The organism is Streptomyces sp. NPDC030991 (genome assembly GCF_055571235.1).
Window position 1 is genome coordinate 1 of record NZ_JBVIFR010000004.1, and the last position, 23,412, is coordinate 23,412.

Here is a 23,412-nt window from a genome sequence, read left to right on the forward strand (position 1 = left end):
CACCGCTGGGCGGTCGTCGGGGACACCTGGAAGCGTTCGGCCGCCTGTCGCAGGGGCCAGCCGTCCTCGACCACGCAGCGGGCCAGGCGAAGGCGTCCGGTCTCGGTCAGGGGTGCATTACGGTGGGGCATGAGGGCCTTCTGCTGGTTGGTGTAGATGTCGCAATCCACACCGAACCCGGAAGGCCCTCACCCGTTCAAGATCCCTAAGCCGAGACCTGCATCACCCGTCCACAACCTCCCGCGGCATTACACCTAGCGGCTCCGGCTCCGGTTCTCGTTCCGGCGGCTCCGGCTCCGGTTTCCTTTCCGGCGGCTCCACTTCGCGGTGCGGCCCGGTCTAGCGGCCGGGCCGTTGCCCGTAGCGGCGCTCGAAGCGCTCCACCCGGCCGGCGGTGTCCAGGACCCGCCGGCTGCCGGTGTGGAAGGGGTGGCTGGCGTCCGAGATCTCGACGTCGACGACGGGGTACGTGTTCCCGTCCTCCCACCGGACGGTCCGCTCGCTCGTCGCCGTGGAGCGGGTGAGAAAGGCGTGGTTCGCGGCGCGGTCGCGGAAGACGACCGGGGCGTAGGCGGGGTGGATGGCGTTGTTCATGGTCAGCGCTCCTCTCGGAAGTCGACGTGCCGGCCGGCGACCGGGTCGTACTTGCGCAGGGTCACGCGGTCGGGGTCGTTCCTGCGGTTCTTGCGGGTCACGTAGGTGTAGCCGGTCCCCGCGGCGGACCTGAGCTTGATCACTGGGCGGAGTTCGTTGCGTGCCATGCAGGCAGTATACGAACATGACTGTCGTTTTCAATAGGGCAGCGGCCCGCACGGCTGAGACATGCGTCACCACCGCCGCCGCCTCGGGTAACGGCTGGTAATTTGCTCCGGCGGCTCAGGACGACAGCAGCGAGTACCGACGTAGGGGGATGTTGTGCGCATCAGGAAACACGTGATCGCGGGCGTCGCGGCCGTGGTGGCGGCGCTGGCCGTGACCGGTTGCAGCAGTGACGGCGGCGACGGGGGCACGGCGAAGGACGACGCGTCGGACAGCGGCTCGCCGTCCTCGGCGGGTCCGACCGGTTCGCCGGGGTCGGCCGGGTCCGGCAAGGACATCGAGGGGATCTGGAGCGCCACCACCGGCGGGCAGGCCGTCGTCCTCGTGGTCGGCGGCGAGCAGGCGTCGCTGAGCACGGGTGACGGACATCTGTGCACCGGGACCGTGACGGGCACGGGCAAGCCCGCGCTGAGCCTCAAGTGCGCGGACGGGGACACCGACCGCACCGCGGGGGCGGTCGAGTCCAACGACGGCACGACCATGAAGGTGTCCTGGGGCGCCGGGACGGACGACACGTTCACGAAGTCCACGGACGGGAAGCTTCCCTCGGGGCTGCCGACGGGCCTGCCCAGCGGGTTGCCGACGGGCTGACCCGCGTCGCTTCGGCACCGCTGACGGGCTGACCTCGGGGCTTCACTTCGGGACTGATGACGGGCTGACCCCCGTCGCTTCGGGCTGCCGACCGGCTGGATCGGCGGGTTGCCGACGGACTGAGCCCGGGTCCTCGCACGTGACGGGCCGCGCGGCCGCTACGAGTCGCGCGGCTCGTCCGGTTTCCGCTCCCCGCCCGCCGTTCCCTCCGCCGTCCCGGCCTCCTCCCTCGGCTTCACCGTCATCGGCGGTACGTCGGTGTCCAGCGCGTCGGAGAGCGCCTCCAGACTCTCCACGAGCATGCCCGCGCCGCGCCGGACGACGCGGTCCGGGACACCCTCGCCATCCCAGGCGTCGAGCGCCTCGCGGACCGGTTTCCAGCCGGGGAGGCGACGTTCGCGGATGGCGCGGGCCCCGTCCCGGGTCGCACCGCGCAAAGCGTCGGCGAGGGCGGCCGCCGCGGGGACGGGGGTGGCGTCCCGCTCGGGGAGGTGGGCCTCCATGAGCATCGCGACGCGGCCCAGGTGGTGCAGGGCGTGCGCGGCGTCGTCGGCGGCGGCGTTGGACAGACCCCGGTGGCGTACGGGTTCGGTGCGGGCCCGGTCCACGGCGTCCTGCCAGGCGATGTGCGCGTCCCGCGCCTTCAGCAGGGCCGCGCGGACGTCGGGGCAGGCCTTGCCCGCCGGGTGGGCGTAATGGTCGACGACCACCGCCGCGTACTCGCCGAGCGCGACGAGCCAGTCCGCGAGGCGGGTGCGCAGGCGCGGTGTCTCCCAGGCCGGGTAGAGCGCGTACGACAGCGTCGCGAGGAGGCCGCCCGCGAGGGTCAGCCCGAGGCGTTCGGGGACCGTCTGGCTCCAGGTCTGGCCGCCCATGCCGAGCAGGAAGACGACGTACGCGGCGACGCACGCCTGGGCGGCGAGCTGACCGGTGCGCATGAGCAGGTACATCAGGCCCGCGCACAGGACGGCGAGGGCGGCGGACAGCTGGGTGCCCGGGTGGGCGAGCTGGACGACGGCGGTGGCCAGGGCGACGCCGACGAGGGTGCCGCCGAAGCGGGCGACGGCGCGTGAGTACGTCTGCGAGAAGTCAGGCCGCATGACCATGACGGCGGACATGGGGGCCCAGTAGCCGTGCCCGAGCGGCAGCAGGTCGCCGATGAGGTATCCGGCGAGGGCGACGGCGGCGACGCGGGTGGCGTGCCGCAGGATCGGCGACCCCGGACGGGCCTCGCGCCGGATGGCCCGCACGGCGACGGGGACCAGCTGGAAGAGGCTGGGGCGGCGCAAGGGGCGACCGGGGTCGGGGGGCGGGGGTTCGGGGGACGGGGTTTCGGGCGGGGGCGCTTCCTCGGCCGAGGGGGCTGTGGGGGTCGAGGCGGTCGTGGGGGTCGAGGCGGTCGCGGGGGCCGAGGGGACTGTAGGGGGCGAGGGGGTCGAGGCAGTCGCGGGGACCGAGGGGGCCGAGGGGGCCGAGGGGGCCGAGGGGACTGTCGGGGGCGAGGGGGTCGAGGCAGTCGCGGGGGCCGAGGAGGTCGCGGGGACCGAGGAGGTCGCGGGGACCGAGGAGGTTGAGGCGGTCGAGGAGGTTGAGGCGGTCGAGGAGGCCGAGGGGGCCGGCGTGCGGCGGCGACGCGGGTGCAGGCGGGTCGGCAGGGGCGGGGAGAGGCGGTCGCGGAGGGCGGGCGGCGCGGTCGGGACGCCGCCCGCCGTCTCCAGTACGTCCTTGAGGAGGGGGCCCAGGCGGGTCGCCGCTCGCTGGGCGGGGCCGGAGAGGATCGCCCCGGTGTCGGGGGTGGTGACGGCGGCGAGCGCGCCCGGCGGGACGGAGACGGGCGTGCCGTGCCGGATGGCGCGGGCCGCGGCGTCCAGGATCGAACCGGCGGCGGCCAGCAGTTCGCGGGCCCGGTCGCGTTCGGGGCCCTCCGCGGGCACGCCGACCGCCGGGTCGGCGAGGGAGGCGAGGACGGGCCTGATCCGCTCGGCCACCCCGCGCGTACCGCGCAGCTGGGCGGGGCGGGTGCGGGCCTGGCGCGGGGTGAGCGCGGCGGCGCTGCGGGCCAGCATCAGCGGCGCCGGGTCGAACTCGGCGACCGGGTCGTGGCGCAGGCGGCGCGCGTAGTCGGCCTCGGCGGCGAGCGCGTCGGCGAGCGCGTCGCGCTGCGCTCCCCAGCGGCGTACCGGGAAGAGGATCACCAGGGCCGCCTGGACCAGGCCGCCGAAGACCATCATCGCCGCGTGGCCCGCCGCCTCGGCGATCGACGTCGGCAGGGTGATGGTGACCAGCATCATCGCCACGTTCGACGACGCGATGATGCCGATGGTCGGGCCCGCCGCCCAGGACAGGCCCGCCAGGAACGTCCAGACGGCGAGCAGTGGCAGGAACAGCAGCAGGTGGGAGCCGGTGAGGTAGCCGACGAAGGTGGAAACGCCGAGGCTCGCGCCGGAGGCGAGGGCCAGTTCGGGCCGGGGCCGCCAACTGCGCTGGAACGTGGCGATCGCCGCCTGGAACCCGCCGAACGCCGAGCCCGCCGCCACCACCGGGCCGAACAGCGCCAGGCTGACGGCGATCACGACGGCCAGGCCGACCGCGCCGCGCAGGGCGATCAGGGGTTCAAGGCGTTTCCGCTCGACGGTCAGGCCCGAGCGGGTGGTGTCCTTCAGCGCCCGGAACCAGCTCACTCCGCCAGAATACGGTCATCTTGCCCATTACCCCGCAATGAGGTCAGACTTCCGCGCCGTCACGGAGGACCAGGGCCAGCAGGCCGGGGAACCGCTCGTCGAACTCGGCGCGCCGCAACCGGTTGAACCGCTTGGGCCCCGCGTCCCGCTGCTCCAGCAGACCGGACTCGCGCAGCACGGAGAAATGCCTGCTCAGGGTCGCTTTGGTGACGGGCACGTCGAAGGTGCCGCACGTACGCTCCCAGTCGCCGGAGCCCGCCAGCTCGCGCACGAGCGCGCGGCGAACCGGGTCGGAGAGCGCGAGCAGCGCCGTCTCCAGGGAGACATCCGCGGGGTCCTTGTGCACGGGCATCGGGCGGTGACTCGCCGCCGCCGTCGCCGTCCGGTCAGTAGGGCTCGCCTGCGTCGCCATGCCGCGGCTCCTTGTCGAGGGTTCGATGCCGTGCGCACACTCACGCCTTACCGAGTGTTTGCTCCACGGCGAACAGCCTATCGGGCTCTCGGACTCTTGGGCTCCCAGTCTCTTGGGCTCTTGGGCCCTTGGGCTCTTGGGCCCTTGGTCCGCTCCCTGCCCTGCCATCGAAAGGCCCTGCCATAAGGGCCGAGACCGGAACCACCCACGGCGTCCACCCTCCCGGCCCTCCCGGCCCTCCCGCCCTACGACGCCCCACGCATCCGAGCCCGCTCCGCCGCGGCAGCGCCCTGCGTCCAGCCCGCCTCGTCCGTGACCCCCCTCATCCGGGTCGTCACCGTCTCGGGGAACATCTCCTCCGCGCGGCCGGTGACCGCGACGTCCCGGGCGGCGAGGACCGGCAGCAACTCACCCTGCTCGTCCGCCACCTGTCCGGTGACCGCGGCGAGGCGGTCGCCGATGCGGTGGGCGTACGCCGCCAGGAACGACTGCCGGAACGTCTTCGTGCGTTTGCGGCCCGCCGCCCGCTGCTCCGCCTCGGCCCGCGTCATGGCGGCGGACGCCTGCACCAGCAGCGACGTATAGAGCACCTCCACCGCTTCCAGGTCAGGATCGAAGCCGACGACCGTCGAGAAGCCGAACGCGCTGTTCCACACGGCGCGGCACCGGTTCGCGCCGGCCACCGCGTCGAGCAGCACCGCCTTCGCCGTCTCGTACGGGGCGTCGACACCGATCCGGCACGCGGCCGGCGCGTCCTTCGCGTGCGTACGGGAGGCGAGCAGCGCCTCGTCGACGGAGTGCCGGGCCATCAGCTCCTGCGCCTTGGCCGACAGCGCCTCGGCCTCCGGCGGGTATCCGGTCGCCTCCGCCTTCGCGAGCAGCGCGCGGATCCGGGCGAGGGCGCGCGGCTCGCCCGCGACGGGCACGGTGACGGACTCCCCCGGCACCGGGCCGACGGGTTCGATCGCGGGCAGCCGCAGCAGCAGCTTGTACAGCTCCAGGGTGGTGGTGGCGGCCGAGAAGCGGTCCTGGCGGGCCTCGTCGGCGGGCAGCTCCGCGAGCTGCCCGGACCAGCGCGGCGGCAGCGCCCCGTACCGGCCGGTCTCCGCGCGGATCAGCCGGGCGGCGAGCCCCGCGTGCTCCGGGGCCAGTTCACGTACGACCATCCGGATCACGTCGGCGGGCTGCCAGCCGCGCTCCCACGCGCGGCGCACGAACTCCCGCCCGCGCAACGCGAGTTCGGCGTCGGCCGACGGGTCGGCCGCGAGCAGGGACGCCCCGGTGTCCAGGTCGCTGTCGGCGGTGAACAGCGCGGCGGCGAAGGCGCGCTCGACCGTACTAGTGCTCATCCGCGTCCCAGACGGCCCGGGCGGCGGTGATGGCGGGCTTGTGGCCGCGGGACCAGTCGGCGAGGCCCTTGATGAGGTGCGTGAGGCTGTGGCCCATCTCCGTCAGCTCGTACTCGACCTGCGGCGGGATCGTCGGGTACACGGTCCGCGTGACCAGCCCGTCCCGTTCCAGACGCCGCACGGTCAGCGTCAGCATGCGCTGCGAGATACCGGTCACCGCGCGCTGCAACTCGCGGAATCGCTTCACTCCTGCGGCGAGTTCGACGACGACGAGCACCGACCACTTGTCGCCGAGCCGGTCCAAGACGTCACGGATCCCGCAGTCGTCATGATCGTCACAGCTGACGACCGGGTCGGGGGTGGTCACCCCAGGCTCGGGGGTGGTCACCCCAGGCTCGGGGGTGGTTACCCCTGGCTCGTGGGTGGTTACCCCTGGCTCGTGGGTGGTTACCCCTGGCTCAGGAGTGGTTACCCCCGTGTGCCCCACTGACATCGAAGTGCCTCCTTACGCGCCCGCCGCCCCGCCTCGACGATGGTCTCAGCATCCACGACGCACCACACGAGGGGGACCTTCCATGCTGCTGGTCACAGGGGCTTCCGGCGAACTGGGCAAGCTGATCGCGGAGCGGCTCGCCGGCCGTGCCGACGTGCTGCTCGGCACGCGCGATCCGGGCGCCGGGGCCGGACGGCGCCGCATCGACTTCGACGCGCCCGACACGCTCGCGCGGGGCTTCGCCGGGGTGGACACGCTCCTGATGATCTCGGCGGGCTACGGCGAGGACGACGAGGTCATCGCGCGGCACGAGGCGGCGATCGCCGCGGCGGAGAAGGCGGGCGTGCGGCACGTCGTCTACACGAGCCTGTCCGGCGACGGCGACCACCTCGCGTACGCCCTGCCGCACCGCTGGACGGAGCGCCGCCTGCGGAAGTCCGCGCTCGACTGGACGGTGCTGCGCAACGGCCTCTACGCCGAGCTGCTCGCCTTCCTCGCGCCACCCGCGGCGGACGGAACAGACAGCGCGGGCGGGGCGAACGCTGTGATCACGGCGCCGCTCGGCACGGGGCGGCTCGCTGCGGTGGCCCGCGACGATCTGGCGGAGGTGGCGGTGCGGGTGGCCCTCGATCCCGGGCGGCACGCGTCCCGCACGTACGAGCTGGTCGGCGAAGTCCCGGCCGGCGGGGCCGAGTTGGCGCAGGCGGCGGGCGTCGCGTACCGGCCGTCCACCCTGGCCGGGGCACGGGCGCGGCTCACGGCGTCCGGGGCGCTCCCGTTCCAGGTGCCGATGCTCGTGGGGACGTACTCGGTGATCGCGGCGGGCTTCATGGACGGCTCGGCCATCGCCGCGCCGGACCGGGGCGCGCTCCGCCAACTCCTGGGCCGCGCCCCGCGTCCGGCGATCGACGCCTACAGGGAGGCCGTCGACTATATGGCGGCCATCAACTCGGCCGCGCTCGCGACCAGTTGATTGTCGGGCGTGGCGTCCTTGGCGGGCTTCGTGGTGAGCACGGACAGGACGACGGGGGCGCCGGAGGGGGTCCAGGCGACGCCGACGTCGTTGGCCGTGCCGTAGGAACCCGTGCCGGTCTTGTCGGCGAGGACCCAGTCGGTGGGCAGACCGGCGCGGAACCGGTCGCCGCTGGTGGTGTTGGCGAGCAGCCATCCCGCGAGCCGGGCCCGGTCGCCGGGGTCCAGGACCCGGCCGAGGACGAGCCGGGCGTACGTGGACCCGATGGCGCGCGGCGTGGTGGTGTCCGTGAGCCGGCCGGGCTCGGCCGAGTTCAGCTCGGGCTCGAAGCGGTCGAGCCGGGTCACCCGGTCCCCGGCCGAGCGGGCGAAGCGGGTCACCGCGGCGGGTCCGCCGAGCCGGTCCAGGAGGAGGTTGGCGGCGGTGTTGTCGCTGTAGGAGATGGCGGCGCCGCACAGCGCGGCGACGGTCATGCCGTGGGCGAGGTTCCGGGGGCGGCCGGTGATGGGGGCGCCGCCCGCCCGGTCGATGTCGGCCTGCGTGTAGTGGATGCGGCGCGCCAGGAAGCGGCCGTCCCGGTCGAGGTCGCGCAGCACCGCGGCGACGGCGAGGGTCTTGAACGTGGAGCAGAGCGGGAAACGTTCGTCCGCCCGGTGTGTGAGCACCGCCCCGGTCCGCAGGTTCTGCGCGAAGACGCCGAGGCGGGCCCCGTGCTCGCGCTCCAGCGCGGCCAGGCGGCGGCCGAGCCCGCCGGTGGCGTACGCGGTACCGGTGGCGGTACCGGCTCCGAGCAGGGCGGTCGCGCCCAGAGCGGTTCCGGTGGTCAGCAGGGTGCGGCGGCTGATACGCAAGACGTTCCGACCTCTTTCGGTGCGGGTGCTGGGGCAACTGGTGCGGCTGGTGCGTCTGGGACGGCTAGTGCGTCTGGGGCGGCTAGTGCGTCTGGGGCGGCTGAGGCGTGCGGTGCCTGAGTGGTCTCTGTGACCGTTTCTGTGCCGTCGAGTGAAACAGGGCCGCCGCCGCCCCGGGCGGTGACCTCGCGATGTGGCCGAAATGTTGGCCGCAGGGAAATGTCAGTGGCGGGTGTGACACTCGGCGATGTGAACGATCGCTGGGCCCTCGCCCCCACCGAGCACGGCGGCGCCGACGTCGTGCCGCTGGGCCCGGACGGGCTGCCCGCCGGTCCGGTGGTCCGGGAGCCCGACCTGGCCGGGGCGGTGCGGAGCCGCCCAGGTGTGGCCCGGTGGGTGTGGCGGGACACGCACGCGGTGTACCCGCGGCTGCTCGCCGCCGGGATCGGGGCCGGGACCGGCGTGGAGCGCGCCTACGACATCGAGGCCGCCGAGAATCTGCTCCTCGCCCACGAGGGACGGCACGGCGAGCCGCGCTCCGCCGCCGCGGCCCTGGCCAGGCTCCGGAACACGCCCGTCCCGCCGGATCCGCCGCCCCGCGTCGCCGAGCCCGGCTCCCAGTCGTCGCTGTTCGAGCCGCGCCCACCCGTGGACGTACCCCTGGCCGATCTCGTCGAGGTCTACGCGGACCAGCAGCGCAGACACGCGGCGACGGCCCTGCCGGACCGGATGCGGCTGCTCACCGCGTCGGAGTCGGCGGGCATGCTGGTGGCCGCCGAGATGCACGCGGCCGGGTTGCCGTGGCGCGCCGACCTGCACCGGGACCTGCTGCACGAACTGCTCGGCGAGCGGTACGCGGGCCGGGGCGAGCCGCGCAGGCTGGCCGAGCTGGCGGACGAGGTGTCGGCGGCGTTCGGCCGGCGGGTCCGCCCCGAGCTGCCCGCGGACGTGGTGAAGGCGTTCGCGGAGGCCGGGTTCAAGATCGCGTCGACCCGGCGCTGGGAGATCAGATCCCTCGACCATCCGGCCGTGCGACCGCTGCTGGAGTACAAGAAGCTGTACCGGATCTACACCGCGCACGGCTGGTCGTGGCTGCAGGACTGGGTGCGGGACGGGCGGTTCAGACCCGAGTACCTGCCGGGCGGCACCGTCTCGGGCCGCTGGACGACGAACGGCGGCGGGGCGTTGCAGATCCCGAAGGTCATCCGCCGCGCGGTCGTCGCCGACCCGGGCTGGCGGCTCGTCGTCGCCGACGCCGCGCAGATGGAGCCGCGGGTGCTCGCCGCGATCTCCCGCGACCCGGCGTTCATGGAGGTCGCGGGCCAGGACGGCGACCTGTACCAGTCGGTCTCGGACCGCGCGTTCGCCGGCGACCGCGGCCAGGCCAAGCTCGCCGTGCTCGGCGCCATGTACGGGCAGACGTCCGGGGACGGCCTGAAGAACCTGGCGCTGCTGCGCCGCCGCTTCCCGAAGGCGGTCGCGTACGTCGACGAGGCCGCCCGGGCCGGTGAGGAGGGCAGGCTCGTGCGCACCTGGCTCGGCCGCACCTGCCCACCGGCCGTGGGCGCGGCCGAGGCGGAGGAGGCGGGCCTGCCGCAGGACGTACCCGACGGCGCGGGCCCGGACGGCGACCCGGCGCAGTCAACCGGGTCCGGCACCCACGGCCACGGCTACGGCGCGTACGGCTACGCGTCGTCGAACTCGCGGGCCCGCGGCCGCTTCACCCGTAACTTCGTGGTGCAGGGCAGCGCCGCGGACTGGACCCTGCTGGTCCTCGCCGCGCTGCGCCAGGCACTCGCCGGGATGGCGGCCGAGCTGGTCTTCTTCCAGCACGACGAGGTGATCGTGCACTGCCCCGAGCACGAGGCACCCCGGGTGAGCGAGGCGATCCGGGAGGCCTCGGAGCTGGCGGGACGCCTGACGTTCGGCGAGACGCCGGTGCGGTTCCCGTTCACGACGGCGGTGGTCGAGTGCTACGCCGATGCCAAGTGACGCGGGGTCGGGCTTCTGGCTGCCGACCTTAGGCCCCTGGCCTTTGGCCGCGGACCTTGGCCGCCAGCCTCCGACCCCCGACCTTCCTACTCCCGGCCTTCCTACTTCTGGCGCCACTTCTCCGAGATCGCGATTTTCCGCAACTCGGCCACGGTGAGGGCAGGTTGGGGTCGGGTGGCGTCGGTCGTCTGCGACCCGGAGTTGAACGCGGACACCACGACCCGGAACCCGTCCGGGCGCATTACGTCGGCGGTCCACATGGCGAGGCCGGAGCCGCCCTTGTCGTCCCCCGAGCCCGTGCGCGTGGCCACGCGCGTGCCGTCCGGCAGCGTCTCGTCGCCCGCTTTGAACAGGTCCTTCGCCACGTCGCCCATGTCGGACTGCACGTTGATCTGGACGAATGACGCGCCCTTGCCGTCGTCGACGACCACGTACGCGTACCCGCCGTCCTCGCCGCCGGTCGCGGTGACCCGCACCCGCTGCGGCAGCAGCGACCTGAGCTTCTTCAGGACCGCCGCCTTGTCGGTGCCCTGCGCGGGCGGCTGCGCGACCGGATCGTCCGGCGCCACGCCGAGCGCCCGCATCACGGGGCGCCACTTGGCCGAGGTGACGAGCGCCTTCAACTGGGGGATGCTCAGCGGCGGTTCCGGCCTGGAGACGGGAGCACCCTTCTGCGCCGCCGCGTTCCACTCCCCCGCGTCGACGGTGTAACCCTCGGCCGTCACCAGGTAAGCGTGCCACCACTTGGTGGGGGCCTCCTTGTTCGGGTACTCGTAGCCGCGCATCAGCAGCAGCCGCGATCCGTCCGCCAGGGTCTCGCGGTCGCACGAGTCGTACGGTACGAACCGCTGGTCGGGGCAGTCGAGTTGCTCCTCGGCCGCGGCCCCGTCCGGGTCCACCGCGCCTACGGTGACGCCGATGGCGCTCTTGCCGTGCCCGTCGTCGTGGACGACGTGCGCGAGCGGTCCGCCCTGGTCAGCGGTACCCCGGCCGCGCCCGGCGCTCACCTTCCCCTGGGGCAGCAGCCCTTCGAGGATGCCGAGGACCTCGTCCCCGCTCAGCTGTCGGCCGCTGCCGCGCGGGCTTTTCTTCCCGTCCGGCGCGGCGGTCGACGCGGCGTTCGACTCGGCGTTCGACGACGCGCCGCTCGGCCGCGCCGCGACGCCGCCCCGCAGATCGGCGGTGCCGCTGTCGAAGGCCCCGGCGGCGTACGACGAGCCGAGCCCGACCACGGCCAGCGCCGCCACACTCCCGGTCACCGCGCCGACCCGTCTGCGCCGCAACCGGCGGCGCCCGCGCAGCACCCCGCCGTCCACCAATGCCCGCCCCTCTGTGGAGAAGCCCTTCCCGGTGCGCCGCAGCGCCACCGAGAGACCGTCCTCGAAACCGTCCCGGCCGTCGTCCGCTCCGGACACCCCGACCACTCCCTTCGGCCTGTACGTATGGTCTGGCTGTGCGCATGAACCGTTAGCGCGCTCGGACTGCTTGTCCGCTCGGGCTGCTTGTCCGCTCGGACTGCTTGTCCGCCCGGGCTGCTTGTCCGCCCGGGCTGCTTGTCCACTCGGACTGCTTGTCCGCTCGGGCTGCTTCGCTTGGTCAGTAGGCGGCGAACTCGGTGACGTTGCCGCCGAGTAGTTCGCGCAGCCGGGCCAGGGCCCGATGGCTGCGGCTGCGCACCGCGCCCGAGCTGAGGTGCAGCGCGTCCGCGGTCTCCTCGATGGACCGGTCCTCCCAGTAGCGCAGGACGACAACGGCCCGGTCCTTCGGCGGCAGTTGGCGCAGTGCGTCGAGGAGCGTCAGCCGCAGGGACGTGTCCCCGGGCCCGGCCACCGCCGACTCGGGAAGATCGTCCGAGGGGCGTTCGCCCGCCGAGCGGCGGCGCTGATGCGCGAGGAAGGCCCGGACCAGCACGGTCTGCGCGTACGCCGCCGGGTTGCCGAGCCGCACCGCGGGCCGCCCCCATACGACGTACATCCGGCCCAGGGTCTCCTGCACCAGGTCCTCGGCGAGATGTGTGTCGCCGCTGGTCAACAGGCACCCGGACCGGTACAGCTGACCTGTGCGCGCCTCGGCGAACTCGCGGAAGGCCCCTTCGAGCGACCGTCTCATCCCCGGTGTCCTCCCCCAGTCGTTCCCCTACACCTGATAGATGCGGCGACCCCGGCGAAATGTTGCACGGGCCCGGGAACGGGCGGACGAACGCGGCACGCGGCACGGGAAACGTGAGTGGCCCCGCTCCCAGGAACTCGTCCAGGAAGCGGGGCCGCCACGACCTCACCGATCTCTCGGCCTGACGTCAGGCCGATGTCAGGCCGACGTCATACCGGTCTCAGTCTCAGTGGTCGTTCCTCAGTGGTCGTTCCTCAGTGGTCGTTGAGGAACTTGTAGTCCTTGCACTCGCCATCGGGCGACCGGCAGAACTTGAAGCCGATGTAGGTGTTCTCCGGCAGGTTGTACGAGCCACCCATCGACGCCTTGCGCGTGTTGGTGTTGCCCTCGCCGCCGACGCTGAACGAGTAGCGCGGGTTCCCGGTCGGGGAACCGACGTACACGTTCATCGTGACACCACGGCCGTCGGCGTCGTTGTCCTTGATCGTTACGACGTCGCCGTTCTCATTGAAGAAGCCGGTTCCGCTCCAGTCGACACCGGGAACGTCTCCCCAGGCATCGCCCGTGCGCATGGTGTGGTCAGCAGCCATGGCGGAGCTGGAGATCCCAAAGACGAGCACAGCGCTCGCGGCGGCTACACCGGCTATACGTGCCAACTTCAAGTGGTTCCCCCTGTTTATGCTTTGCCCTCCGCAAACGCGGAAGTCGGCGCGATCGTAGGTCGCAATGATCACCCGAGGCAACCCGTGCGCCTTACCGCCTGCCGAACGTGAGGTCTCGACGTCGGTCAGCGCATCAATCTGCTGATCACTCATCATGGTGGTCCGTTCTTCGACGCAGAACCTTGAGTCGGCGCCAGGAGTTCCCGATCTCGGCACACTCCGCCGCAACAAGGGCCGTTCATGGACATGCGCTCAACAGCCCGGACCATCGCAACTCTCGCTGCCACAGCAGCACTCGCCGTCTTACCGACATCGCCGGCACACGCCACCGCCGTCGGTTCCACTCCCGTCGCCACCTTCGACTACCAGGTCGGAGGCGTGACCATGAAGGTCCCGACAGGCTGCGTGTTCACCCACATCATCCGCGGCGGCGGCAAGAAGATCACTTATCAGAACGCCGGGGTCGACTGCGGTTTCGTCGGCGCTCTGAACAGCGGCTTCTGCAACTGGCACATCGACTTCACCTACGCGAACACGAACAACAGGACGTACCGCACCTCCAGGGGCAGGACCCACACCGAGTGCAAGATCGACCCGATGCGGAACAACGCGCCGCAGAGACTCCCCCGCTACGGCAAGGCATGCGCTCACCTCGTCGTCAACGGCGTGCGGCGAGTCAGCCAGTGCCACCACATCACCAAGTGAGCCGCACATGACCCCCGATTCCCCACCCCGAGACTCCACCCAAGAAGCGAAACACCACCGCGCCGGCCTCATCGCCTTCGCCATCGGCGCCGCCGCCTCGCTCTTGTTCTTCGCGTTCTGCCCCGGCCTGCCCCACGTCATCGACTGGGGCGCCATCCTCGTCTCCCTCGCCGTCGGCGCCCTCGCACGCTGGGCCTGGCAAGCCCGGACGCGGAGGAGGCACACCAGCGAGGGGTAACTCGGCGCGCCCCCTCCCACAACTGACGCTGCCACGCGCGTAGGCGCCCGCCGAGCCCGTCCCCCTCAAGCCGGACCCGATGTCCAGGCTCGCCTGCACCCCCACAGTCCGGCTGTGCAGGCGAGCCGCTCTAGGGCATCGGCCGCGCCCTACTTGGGAGGCCAGTTGCCGGCGGCCCGGAGGGCCAGGTACTCCTCCGTCGGTGGGTACGTCGGTGCGAAATGCGCCGGTGAGCCGTCATGGGGGACGACGATCAGCGAGCTGAAGGGTGCTTGGGCGAAATCGCCTGTGTCGATGTGCTCCTGGAAGTCGAATCGCACGGTCCAGGCATACGGGAAGTCGTTCGCCGTTTCCGGCAGCATCACCACGGAACCAGCCCGGTCCGGATATGCGACATTCTTCAGGAACTTCTCTGCGGCCGTCACGGCCTCGTCCTTGGTCACCATTTATGGAGTTCCGTATCGGTAGGGAACATGCAATCCGTCGCTGAAGGCATCGGCGTGCGCGGGAGCGCAGGCGGGCAACAGCTCGACGAGCCCGCCGTACACCTCACCGAGCCACTCGGTCGCGCGCTGAGCGGGGCCCGCCAGGCCGGGACTCGTCATCGTTTCGCCTCCCTGCAGGTCAGGCGGCATCGTCCCAGACAGCAGCCAGCGCGCTGATGCGACCCTCGTACTCCAGCGCCTCGCGCCACTCCGGCGGCCAGTACGTGAGCCCGTACCTGGCACCGGCGAACGCGCCTGCCAGCGCGGCGATCGAGTCCGAGTCGCCGGACGAGTGCGCGGCGCGCGCCACCACCCCGCGTGCGTCGCCGCCGCCGACGACAAGGAAGCAGTACAGGGCCGTAGCGAGGGCTTCCTCGGCGATCCATCCGGCGCCGACCGCCTCCGACGGATCACGGCTCACGTCCTTCACGCGCAGGGCGGCAGCAGCGGTGTCGAGAGCGCGCAGGCATTCGTCCCAGCCGAAGGCGATGAAAGCGCGCGGATCAGGGGCGCCGGACCGGGCGGCCAGGTCGCCCAACCACTCCGCGTGGTACGTGTGCCGGGAATCCTGTGCGTAGGTCCGCAGCCTGGGCAGCAGGTCACCGAGTTCACAGCCGTGCGCGAGCAGCCACGTGGCGTGGGCCGTCAGGTCGCTGGCCGCGAGCGCCGTGGGGTGGCCGTGAGTGAGTGCCGCCTGCAACTGTGCGATGCCCGCGCGCTGTTCGGGGCCGAGGCCGGGGACGAGGGCGACAGGCGTGACCCGCATGTTGGCGCCGCAGCCCTTGGAGTCCATGACCGTGGCGTCCTGCCAGCGAATGCCGCGTTCGAGAGCCGCGCATGCGCGGAGACACGTCTGGCCGGGGGCCCTGTTGTTGTCGGGGTCGTGCAGCCAGGCGACGAAATGCTTGCGCAGCGCGGCTTCGACCGTGGCAGGAGTGAGAGCGGTCGCGGCAGTGTTCACCCCACGAGGCCTACGGGCGCCCGGCTCACCGGCACCGGCCTCCACCAGTGCCTCACCGACGGCCAGTGCCATCTGAGTGTCATCAGTCACCCGAACGACGTCGCCCGCGGAAAGCGGCAGCCCCATCCTCTCCCACGGGCCGAACTTGGCGGTAATCTGCGCCATGTTCAAGAACTCAGTGGGATAACCCATGGCGTCACCGATGGCCAGACCGAACAGGGACCCGGCGGCTGTCTTCCAGACGCGCTTCACCGTGGAGTGGCCTGCGAGCGCCTCCAACGCCGCCGAACTCCTCGCCTCGGCGAGAGGGCCCCTGACGATGTGGGTGGACCCGGCAGTGGGCCACTGCTCGATCAGCTCGGACACGGTTTGGGAGGGTGTGAGGCCGCGGGCCTTTCCCGCGTCCAGGCGGAAGGTCCATACCGCCCCGAGGCTCCTGGCGCGTGCGCCTCCCGATGCGAGCGGCGTCCAGTCCGCGGCATCGTCCTCGTCGTTGAACCAGAGGTAGCCGAAGACCTCGCCCTGGTCGTCGGCCAACTCCACGAACTGCACGGGATGGTCCGTGTCGAACGCGTAGCGCGGCGGCCCCCCGGGCACGACGACCCCGGGACTCTCCTCGAAGTGAGGGCTGGTGACCCGCTTGACGAATCGGGGTGCTGCGTCATCGCGCTCAAAGTTCATGTGCCCAGCATCCTCACACTCGCGCGTTGCCGATCGCAATCAGACAAGGCGAAGCCCGGATGCCGGGTCGCAGTGTCGCGGGCGGTCGAAAGCCTGCCCGCCGAACCCCCAGCTGGTCTCGCCAGCTCCATCGCGGCCTGCGCCGTCAGCCTGCACCGTCAGCCTGCGCCGGCCGTCCCTCGTACCCGGGAGTTCTCGTTCCTACCCGCCGTAGTCGCCTGACAGCGCGTCCCACGGTGCGCACGTCGAGGGGCCCTCCGCGCTCATCCGCAGAGGGCCCCTCCATACCGAGAAAAAGCAAAAGCCCCAGATCACGGCGAGTGAGTTCTGGGGCTTCCACAGAGCCGCCTTCGGGATTCGAACCCGAGACCTACGCATTACGAGTGCGTTGCTCTGGCCATCTGAGCTAAGGCGGCGCCGCCGCGCGCACCGGAGTGCGTCAGCAACGTCGCCAATCCTACACGCTCCCCCGGGATGCTCCGCCCACCCTTTTGTCGCCCAGGACAGGCGGCGCCGCCGCGGGCACACCCATCACGAGCAGCGCTTTCCGTCCTTCGGTGGGGTGCCGGTGAGCAGGTACGTGTTGATCGCGCCGTCGATGCAGTCGCTGCCGCGCCCGTACGCCGTATGGCCGTCGCCGTCGTAGGTGAGGAGGTGGCCGGAGGAGAGCTGGCCCGCGAGCGCCTTGGCCCAGGGGTAGGGGGTGGCCGGGTCGCGGAGGGTGCCGACCACCACGATGGGCGCGGCCCCCTCGGCGGTGATGCGGTGCGCCTCGCCCGTCGGCTTCACCGGCCAGGAGGCACAGTTCAGGGAGGACCAGGCCAGGCCCGCGCCGAAGACAGGGGACGCCTTCTCGAAGGAGGGCAGGGCGTCCTCGACCTCCTTCGCGGAGGTGAAGGACGGCGCCTGGTCGAGGCAGTTCACGGCGGCGTTGGCGAACATCAGGTTGGCGTACGTGCCGTCGGGGTCGCGCTCGTAGTAGCTGTCGGAGAGGGCGAGCAGGCCCGCGCCGTCGCCCTTCTTCGTCGCCGAGGTGAGTGCCTGTCGCAGTTGTGGCCAGGCCCCCTCGTCGTACATCGCGGCGATCACGCCGGTCGTCGCGAGGGCTTCGCCGAGCTTGCGGCCGTCGGGGTCGCCGGTGCCGATCGGCGCCCGGTCGAGCTTGGTGAAGAACGACTTCAGCCGCCCGCCCGCCTGGTCCGGGGTGCCGGTGCCGAGGGGGCAGTCGGCGCGGGCCACGCAGTCCTTCGCGAAGGAGGTGAACGCGGTCTCGAACCCGGCGGTCTGCTGCCGGTTCATCTCACGGGCCGGCAGCGACGGGTCCATCGCCCCGTCGAGCACGAGCCGCCCGACGCGCTCCGGGTAGAGGCCCGCGTAGGTCGCGCCGAGGAACGTGCCGTAGGAGGCGCCGACGTAGTTCAGCTTCTCGTCGCCGACAGCGGCGCGCACGAGGTCCATGTCGCGGGCGGCCTCGACGGTGGAGACGTGCGGCAGGATTCGGCGGGAGACCCGGTCGGCGGTCTGGCAGCCGGACGCGAACTTGTCGAAGGCGGCGGTGAGTTGCTTCTGCTCACCGGCGTCGTCCGGGGTGACGTCGGTCTGCGTGTACGTGTCCATCTGCTTGCCGTCGAGGCAGGTGACGGGCGCGCTGCGGGCCACGCCGCGCGGGTCGACGGCCACCATGTCGTAGCCGGCCCGGATCTTCTTCGGGTAGCCGATGCCCGCGTACGACTGGAGGTAGCCGACGGCGGAGCCGCCAGGGCCGCCCGGGTTGACGAGGAGCGAGCCGAGGCGCTTTCCCGGGCCCGTGGCCTTCTTGCGGGAGACCGCGAGGTCGATGTCGCCCGAGGTCGGCTTCTCGTAGTCCAGCGGCGCCTTGAGCGTGGCGCATTCGAAGCCGGGGGCGCCGCACTTGCGCCACTTCAAGGTCTGGCCGTAGTAGGAACTCAACCGCGTCTGGTCGGAGCTGGGCAGCGCGGCGAGCGCGACGTCAGAGGAGGCCGAACTCCCCGGAGAACAGGCCGAGATGCCTGCCAGCAGCAGTCCGGTGGCGGCGGCGAGCAGGGGCGTGCGGGAGCGGGCGGTGAAGAGGTGGCGCCTGAAGTCCATCGAGCGAGCGTAACGCTCCGCGCGCGCCGGGTCACTTTAAGTGCCATGAAGCTCCTGGCGGCTTCCCCCTCGGCGTGGGTACCAGCAAGCTCCTGGCCGCTTCAACGTCGGCCTGGGCACCGCCACGCCCCCGAAGGGCCCTGTGCGCGTCCGCCTACCCGGCGCGCAGTGCCAACGTCATCGCCTCGACCGCGAGCAGCGGAGCCACATTGCGGTCCAGGGCGACCCGGCAGGCCCCGATCGCCTCGATGCGTCTGAGCGTCGACTCCGGTGACGTGTTCCGCGCCAGCCGGTCCAGGGTGTCCTGGATCTCGGTGTTGGCGAGCGCCACCCGCGAGCCGAGCTGAAGGGCGAGCACGTCCCGGTACACGCCGGTCAGCTCGGTGAGCGCCAGATCGAGCGAGTCGCGCTGCGAACGCGTCCGGCGCCGCTTCTGCTTGTCCTCCAGGTCCTTCATGATTCCGGCCGTGCCGCGCGGCATCCGTCCGCCGCTCTGCGCGCCGAGCGCCGCCTTCAGCTCGTCGGTCTCCTTGGTGTCGACCTCCTCGGCGAGCTGCTTGGAGTCCTCCGCCGCCGCGTCGACCAGCTCCTGCGCCGCCTTGAGGCAGCCCCCGACGTCCTCGACGCGCAGCGGCACCTTCAGCACCGCGGCTCTGCGCTCCCGCGCGCGCGGGTCGGTCGCCAGGCGCCGGGCCCGGTCGATGTGGCCCTGAGTGGCGCGGGCGGCGGTGGCGGCGACAGCGGGCTCGATGCCGTCGCGCCGTACGAGCATGTCGGCGACGGCGTCCACGGCGGGGGTGCTCAGGGTCAGCAGACGGCAGCGGGAACGGATCGTGGGCAGCACGTCCTCCACCGAGGGCGCGCACAGCAGCCACACCGTGCGCGGGGCGGGCTCCTCGACGGCCTTCAGCACGGCGTTCGCCGACTTCTCGTTGAGCCGCTCGGCGTCCTCGACGAGGATCACCTGCCAGCGGCCGGTCGCCGGTGACGTGTACGACTTGCGGACGGTGTCGCGCATGTCCTCGGCCAGGATCTGCGTACCGACCGCGGCGACGGTCGAGACGTCGGCGTGCGTGCCGAGCAGGGCGGTGTGGCAGCCGTCACAGAATCCGCAGCCCGGGGCGCCGCCGAGCGCCCTGTCCGGTGACACGCACTGCAACGCCGCGGCGAAGGCGTGCGCGGCGGTGACCCGGCCCGCTCCGGGCGGCCCGGTGAACAGCCAGGCGTGCGTCATCCTCGACCCGGCGGGCGGCGGCGTCCCTGATCCGGCCGCGGTCACCAGGGCGTCCGCGTCCCGCGCGGCCGCGTCCAGCTCCGCGATCGTGCGCTCCTGACCGACCAGGTCGTCCCATACGGCCATGTGGACACCGCCCTTTCTCGTGCTCCCGCCATTGTGCCGGGCGCCACTGACAACACCGTCCGCACCGGGTTGGCTACGCGGATGACTGATCTCCGTATCGAGACCCTGAGCGGCGACCCGGGCGCCGGGGGCGACCGTGCCCTGATCGCCGACTGGCAGCACGTGCACAACACGATCGTGCCGGTCGCCTCGGCGTACCTCTCCCTCGACGACGTCACCGAACGCGCCGGGCGCAACGTCCTGGAGGTCGCCTACGACGGGGATGTCCTCGTGGGCTGCTCCACCGTGCGGGCCCCGCGGGACGGGGTGGCCACGGTGATCTCACGGGTGCTGCCCGAGCACCGCGGGCGCGGATTCGGCAGGGCCCTGTACGAGCGCGGGCTCGGCAAGGCCCGCGCTCTGGGCGCCGAGCACATCGAGACGGTCGTGCTCGGCTCGAACTCGGCGGGGCTGCGTTTCGCGGAACGGGCCGGGTTCACCGAGGAGGTCGACCGGTACCGGCTGGCCGGCGACACGGTGGACTGGGTGGAACTCAGGCTGGCCTGAACTCCACCCAGCCAATCGAAACAGCTACCGCCACGGCCGACTACCGACGCCGCCCCTTCCGGCCCTTGCCGTTGTCGTCGTCCTTGCCCCGCGCCTCGCCCTGAGCGTCGTAAGCAGCGTCGGCGTCGTCAGTGGCGTCGGTCTCGTCGGCCGGTACGCCCAGCAGCTCGTCCGCCAGCGTCGGCAGATCGTCCAGCGGCGTCTCCTCCGCCCAGTCGGGGCGGGGGCGACGGCGCGGTCGGCCCTCCTCGTCGAGCTGCGGCAGCTCCGCCGTACGCTCCGCGCCGCTCTCGGCGGGCGGTGCGGCCTGCTCGTCGCGGAAGTACCCCCGCGGCGCCCTGTCCCTGGGCGCGTCGGAGAACTGCGGCAGGACCGCCGTCTCATCGGCGGCACCGGCCGGCGGCCGCGGCAGCTGTGCCGTCTCCTCGGCGTCCCGCACGGGCGGCAGCACCGCGGTCTCCTCGGCCTCGGACGGCGTCTGCGGCCGCACGATCGGCGTCGGCTGCGTCGTCTCGTTGTCCGGCACGGACGGCACGGACGGCGCGGACGACGCGGACGACGCGGACGGCGCGGACGGCGCAAAAGGCTTCTCCGACGCAGCCGACCCGGCAGCCGCAGCCGACCCGGCAGAGGCACCGGACGCCTCAGGCGCGTTCGGCGCGGCCGGAGCGGCAGGCGCAGTCGGCTTCCGCAGATTCGCGGCCGCGGCGCGCGCGGCCGTACTGGCCCGCGCCACCTGCGCGGCCTGAGCCGCCTGCGCGGCCTGGGCGGCGAGCCGTCGCGCCTCTTCCGCGCGCAGCAGGGCCTCTTCGGCCTTGCGCTGCTTCTCCACACGCCGTTCCTCGGCCTCCGCGCGGAGCCGCGCCTCCTCCTCGGCCTGCTTGCGGCGGCGCTCCTCCTCGACGGCGCGGGCCTGCTCCTCGGCGAGGAGACGGGCCTGCTCGGCCTCGGCCTTGCGGCGGGCCTCCTCGGCGCGCTGCCGGGCCTCCTCCGCCTGGCGCTCGGCCTCGATGCGCTGCGCCTCCTCCAGCTCGCGGCGCTTGCGCTCCTCCTCCTCGGCGCGCAACTTGGCGAGCTGCTCCTGGCGCTCGCGCTCGATCCGCTCTTCCTCGGCCTTGCGCGCGGCCTCTTCCTCGGCCTTGCGCCGCGCCTCTTCCTCGGCGGCCTTGCGGGCCTCTTCCTGCGCCTTGATCTCGGCTTCGGAGAGCGGCAGGAGGACATCGAGACGGTGGCGCAGGACAGTCGTCACGGCCTCCGGCTCCTGGCCCGCGTCGACCACCAGGTAGCGGCCGGGGTCGCCCGCCGCCAGCGTCAGGAAACCGGAGCGCACGCGCGCGTGGAACTCCACCGGCTCCGATTCGAGGCGGTCGGGCGCCTCGGTGAACCGCTCGCGGGCGGTCTCCGGGTCCACGTCGAGCAGCACCGTCAGATGCGGTACGAGCCCGCTGGTGGCCCACCGGTTGATCCGGGCGACCTCGGTCGGCGACAGGTCGCGGCCCGCGCCCTGGTAGGCGACGGACGAGTCGATGTAGCGGTCGGAGATGACGATGGCGCCGCGCTCCAGGGCGGGCCGTACGACGGTGTCGACGTGTTCGGCGCGGTCGGCTGCGTACAGCAGGGCTTCCGCGCGGTGCGAGAGTCCGGCGGAAGAGACGTCCAGCAGGATCGAGCGCAGCCGCTTGCCGACGGGCGTCGCCCCGGGCTCGCGCGTGAGCACGACCTCGTGTCCCTTGCCGCGGATCCACTCGGCGAGCGCTTCCGCCTGCGTCGACTTCCCGGCGCCGTCGCCGCCCTCCAGGGCGATGAAGAAGCCGGTGGCGGCGGGGGCCTGCGCCGGGTCGTTGCCGCCGAGCAGCGCGTCCTTCAGGTCGTGCCGCAGGGGTACGCCGCTGCGGTCGTCGGCCTTGGCGAGGACCAGCGCGGCGACGGGCAGCAGCAGCGCGCCCACCAGCATGAGCGTGAACGCGGCGCCGCCGTGCGCGAAGACGAACTTGCCGTTCTCCACGCGGTGCGGACCGATGAGCGCGGCGAGCACGGGCGCCACCAGGGCGCCGAGCGCGACGCTGACACGTACGACGGCCTGGAGGTGCTCGGTGACGCGGGCCCGCCGGTACTCCTCGCTCTCCTGGTCGAGCAGCGTGTGCCCGGTGTTCGCGGCGATGCCCGCGGTGACACCGGCGACGGTGACGACGAGGATCACGGTGGTCACGTCCGGGACGAGCCCGGCGGCGAGCAGCGCGAGGCCGGTCAGCGCGATGGCGAGGGCGAGCAGGCGGCGCCGGGACAGCGTCGGCAGCACGGTCTGCGCGGTGCGGATGCCGACGACGGTGCCGCCGGTCAGGCCGAGGACGAGCAGGCCGAACGTCACCGGGCCACCGCCCAGGTCCTTGGCGTGCAGCACGGACACGGCGACGGCGGCGGCGATCGCGGCGGCGACGGCGGCGCAGGCGAGGACGAGCAGCGGGATGGCGCCGGTGCGGCCCTTGTCGACGCCGCTGCCGGTCTTCGGGCGGCGCAGCCCTTCGAGCGGCGACCGCGCGCGGGGGGTCTGCGCGCCGGGCAGTTCGAGGAGGAAGACGACGGAGAGCGAGGCGGCGAACAGCCCCGCGCCCACGTAGGAGGCCAGCGCGACCTGGTGCTGCGCGAACCAGTCGACGCCCGCCCCGATCAGGTTCTCGATCAGCGTCACGACGACGAGTACGGCGGCGGCCAGCGGGATCGCCACGAAACCGGTCCGCAGCGAGAGCCGGCGCAGCGCGTCCATGTGGTCCGGCAACGGCCGTACGGCCGCGCCCTCCAGCGGCGGCGCGGGCAGCAGTGACGGCGCCGCGCTCTCCTTGGCGACGGTCCAGAACCGCTCGGCGACCCCGGCGACGAACGCCGTCACGAGGATCAGCGCCGGCGCGTTGTCCGGGGTCCAGTCGATCCACAGCGGCGCGACGATCAGCAGCGCGGCGCGCAGCCCGTCGGCGCCGACCATGGTCCAGCGCCGGTCGAGGGGCCCGCCCGGGGCGGTCAGCGAGGTCAGCGGTCCGAGGAGGACGGCGCCGAACAGCAGCGTCGACAGGATCCGCGCGCCGAACACCGCGGCGACGGCGAAGGCCACACCCCGGTACCCGCCGCCGAACGACCCTTGTGTGATGGCCGCCTGGAGCGCGAGCACGACGAGCACAAGCAGCCCGAGCGCATCACCCACCCCGCCGACGAGCTGCGCGGACCACAGTCGCTTCAACTGAGGTACGCGCAGGAGGGCGCGCACGGCGCGCTCTCGGGAGTCCGCTACCAGGGCGTTGTCTGGGGCCGTGTGGGGGGCCGTTGGCTGCTCGGCACGGGTCATTCGTCCAGCCTATCGGGACGGACCGACAGTCCGGGCGCCCACCCGAACAAATGGACGC

The 23,412-nt window shown here is 72.6% G+C and carries 21 protein-coding genes, 1 tRNA gene and 1 pseudogene; 6 read left to right on the forward strand and 17 right to left on the reverse strand.

The window, feature by feature from the left end; translation table 11 throughout:
- The 3 genes and pseudogenes from ACZ45E_RS08690 to rpmG form a co-directional block, all read right to left on the reverse strand.
- Window positions 1-131 (reverse strand): annotated as a pseudogene (locus ACZ45E_RS08690) (IS481 family transposase); the annotation flags it as partial.
- A 208-nt stretch (window positions 132-339) separates the two neighbouring features.
- Window positions 340-594: a type B 50S ribosomal protein L31 gene (locus ACZ45E_RS08695; RefSeq protein ID WP_468218277.1), complete on the reverse strand. Its 255-nt coding sequence runs from the start codon at window positions 592-594 to the stop codon at window positions 340-342.
- Window positions 595-596: 2 nt separating this feature from the next.
- Window positions 597-761: a 50S ribosomal protein L33 gene (gene rpmG, locus ACZ45E_RS08700; RefSeq protein WP_382769287.1), complete on the reverse strand. Its 165-nt coding sequence runs from the start codon at window positions 759-761 to the stop codon at window positions 597-599.
- A 154-nt stretch (window positions 762-915) separates the two neighbouring features.
- On the opposite strand from rpmG, the gene ACZ45E_RS08705 reads away from it, so the two are divergent.
- Window positions 916-1,410: a hypothetical protein gene (locus tag ACZ45E_RS08705; protein WP_468218280.1), complete on the forward strand. Its 495-nt coding sequence runs from the start codon at window positions 916-918 to the stop codon at window positions 1,408-1,410.
- Between the two features lie 158 nt (window positions 1,411-1,568).
- On the opposite strand, the gene ACZ45E_RS08710 is transcribed toward ACZ45E_RS08705, so the two are convergent.
- The 4 genes from ACZ45E_RS08710 to ACZ45E_RS08725 form a co-directional block, all read right to left on the reverse strand.
- Complete coding sequence (locus ACZ45E_RS08710; RefSeq protein ID WP_468218282.1) at window positions 1,569-4,091, reverse strand: FUSC family protein; 2,523 nt, start codon at window positions 4,089-4,091, stop codon at window positions 1,569-1,571.
- Between the two features lie 43 nt (window positions 4,092-4,134).
- Window positions 4,135-4,503, reverse strand: a complete 369-nt coding sequence (locus ACZ45E_RS08715) for an ArsR/SmtB family transcription factor (RefSeq protein ID WP_468218283.1) — start codon at window positions 4,501-4,503, stop codon at window positions 4,135-4,137.
- 245 nt (window positions 4,504-4,748) lie between these two features.
- The gene (locus tag ACZ45E_RS08720) at window positions 4,749-5,852 is read right to left on the reverse strand and encodes a DUF2786 domain-containing protein (protein WP_468218286.1); all 1,104 of its coding nucleotides are present in this window, start codon (window positions 5,850-5,852) and stop codon (window positions 4,749-4,751) included.
- Entirely contained in the window at window positions 5,842-6,240 is a 399-nt protein-coding gene (locus tag ACZ45E_RS08725) for a winged helix-turn-helix transcriptional regulator (protein ID WP_468218288.1), read from the reverse strand. Before ACZ45E_RS08725 ends, ACZ45E_RS08720 begins: the two co-directional genes overlap by 11 nt.
- A gap of 187 nt (window positions 6,241-6,427) precedes the next feature.
- On the opposite strand from ACZ45E_RS08725, the gene ACZ45E_RS08730 reads away from it, so the two are divergent.
- Entirely contained in the window at window positions 6,428-7,318 is an 891-nt protein-coding gene (locus ACZ45E_RS08730) for an NAD(P)H-binding protein (RefSeq protein ID WP_468218290.1), read from the forward strand.
- Here ACZ45E_RS08730 and bla read toward each other — a convergent pair.
- Window positions 7,276-8,169, reverse strand: coding sequence for a class A beta-lactamase (gene bla / locus ACZ45E_RS08735; RefSeq protein ID WP_468218292.1), 894 nt, complete (start codon window positions 8,167-8,169; stop codon window positions 7,276-7,278). The genes ACZ45E_RS08730 and bla overlap by 43 nt on opposite strands.
- Before the next feature lie 249 nt (window positions 8,170-8,418).
- Here bla and ACZ45E_RS08740 point away from each other — a divergent pair, with 249 nt between their 5' ends.
- On the forward strand, window positions 8,419-10,161 hold the full coding sequence (locus tag ACZ45E_RS08740; RefSeq protein WP_468218293.1) for a bifunctional 3'-5' exonuclease/DNA polymerase: 1,743 nt from the start codon (window positions 8,419-8,421) through the stop codon (window positions 10,159-10,161).
- Window positions 10,162-10,262: 101 nt separating this feature from the next.
- Here the strand turns inward: ACZ45E_RS08740 and ACZ45E_RS08745 are convergent, their stop codons facing one another.
- The 3 genes from ACZ45E_RS08745 to ACZ45E_RS08755 form a co-directional block, all read right to left on the reverse strand.
- Window positions 10,263-11,576, reverse strand: coding sequence for a hypothetical protein (locus ACZ45E_RS08745; RefSeq protein WP_468218295.1), 1,314 nt, complete (start codon window positions 11,574-11,576; stop codon window positions 10,263-10,265).
- Window positions 11,577-11,757: 181 nt separating this feature from the next.
- Window positions 11,758-12,270: a SigE family RNA polymerase sigma factor gene (locus ACZ45E_RS08750; protein ID WP_468218297.1), complete on the reverse strand. Its 513-nt coding sequence runs from the start codon at window positions 12,268-12,270 to the stop codon at window positions 11,758-11,760.
- A gap of 254 nt (window positions 12,271-12,524) precedes the next feature.
- Window positions 12,525-13,085 (reverse strand): hypothetical protein, encoded by a 561-nt coding sequence (locus ACZ45E_RS08755; RefSeq protein WP_468218300.1) that lies wholly within the window; start codon window positions 13,083-13,085, stop codon window positions 12,525-12,527.
- 231 nt (window positions 13,086-13,316) lie between these two features.
- Here ACZ45E_RS08755 and ACZ45E_RS08760 point away from each other — a divergent pair, with 231 nt between their 5' ends.
- Complete coding sequence (locus ACZ45E_RS08760) at window positions 13,317-13,637, forward strand: hypothetical protein (RefSeq protein WP_468218301.1); 321 nt, start codon at window positions 13,317-13,319, stop codon at window positions 13,635-13,637.
- A gap of 7 nt (window positions 13,638-13,644) precedes the next feature.
- Entirely contained in the window at window positions 13,645-13,875 is a 231-nt protein-coding gene (locus ACZ45E_RS08765; protein ID WP_468218303.1) for a hypothetical protein, read from the forward strand.
- 149 nt (window positions 13,876-14,024) lie between these two features.
- On the opposite strand, the gene ACZ45E_RS08770 is transcribed toward ACZ45E_RS08765, so the two are convergent.
- The 5 genes from ACZ45E_RS08770 to ACZ45E_RS08790 all read right to left on the reverse strand — a co-directional run bounded on the left by ACZ45E_RS08770 (window position 14,025) and on the right by ACZ45E_RS08790 (window position 19,471).
- Complete coding sequence (locus tag ACZ45E_RS08770; RefSeq protein WP_468218305.1) at window positions 14,025-14,321, reverse strand: YrhB domain-containing protein; 297 nt, start codon at window positions 14,319-14,321, stop codon at window positions 14,025-14,027.
- A gap of 178 nt (window positions 14,322-14,499) precedes the next feature.
- Window positions 14,500-15,600, reverse strand: coding sequence for an ADP-ribosylglycohydrolase family protein (locus tag ACZ45E_RS08775; protein ID WP_468219180.1), 1,101 nt, complete (start codon window positions 15,598-15,600; stop codon window positions 14,500-14,502).
- A gap of 744 nt (window positions 15,601-16,344) precedes the next feature.
- A tRNA-Thr gene (locus ACZ45E_RS08780) sits at window positions 16,345-16,418 on the reverse strand.
- 115 nt (window positions 16,419-16,533) lie between these two features.
- Window positions 16,534-18,111, reverse strand: coding sequence for an alpha/beta hydrolase (locus ACZ45E_RS08785; protein ID WP_468218307.1), 1,578 nt, complete (start codon window positions 18,109-18,111; stop codon window positions 16,534-16,536).
- A gap of 154 nt (window positions 18,112-18,265) precedes the next feature.
- The gene (locus tag ACZ45E_RS08790; RefSeq protein ID WP_468218308.1) at window positions 18,266-19,471 is read right to left on the reverse strand and encodes a DNA polymerase III subunit delta'; all 1,206 of its coding nucleotides are present in this window, start codon (window positions 19,469-19,471) and stop codon (window positions 18,266-18,268) included.
- Between the two features lie 81 nt (window positions 19,472-19,552).
- Between ACZ45E_RS08790 and ACZ45E_RS08795 the strand changes: the two genes are divergently transcribed.
- Entirely contained in the window at window positions 19,553-20,017 is a 465-nt protein-coding gene (locus tag ACZ45E_RS08795) for a GNAT family N-acetyltransferase (RefSeq protein ID WP_468218310.1), read from the forward strand.
- A 40-nt stretch (window positions 20,018-20,057) separates the two neighbouring features.
- On the opposite strand, the gene tmk is transcribed toward ACZ45E_RS08795, so the two are convergent.
- On the reverse strand, window positions 20,058-23,354 hold the full coding sequence (tmk, locus tag ACZ45E_RS08800) for a dTMP kinase (RefSeq protein ID WP_468218312.1): 3,297 nt from the start codon (window positions 23,352-23,354) through the stop codon (window positions 20,058-20,060).
- Window positions 23,355-23,412 lie beyond the last annotated feature (58 nt).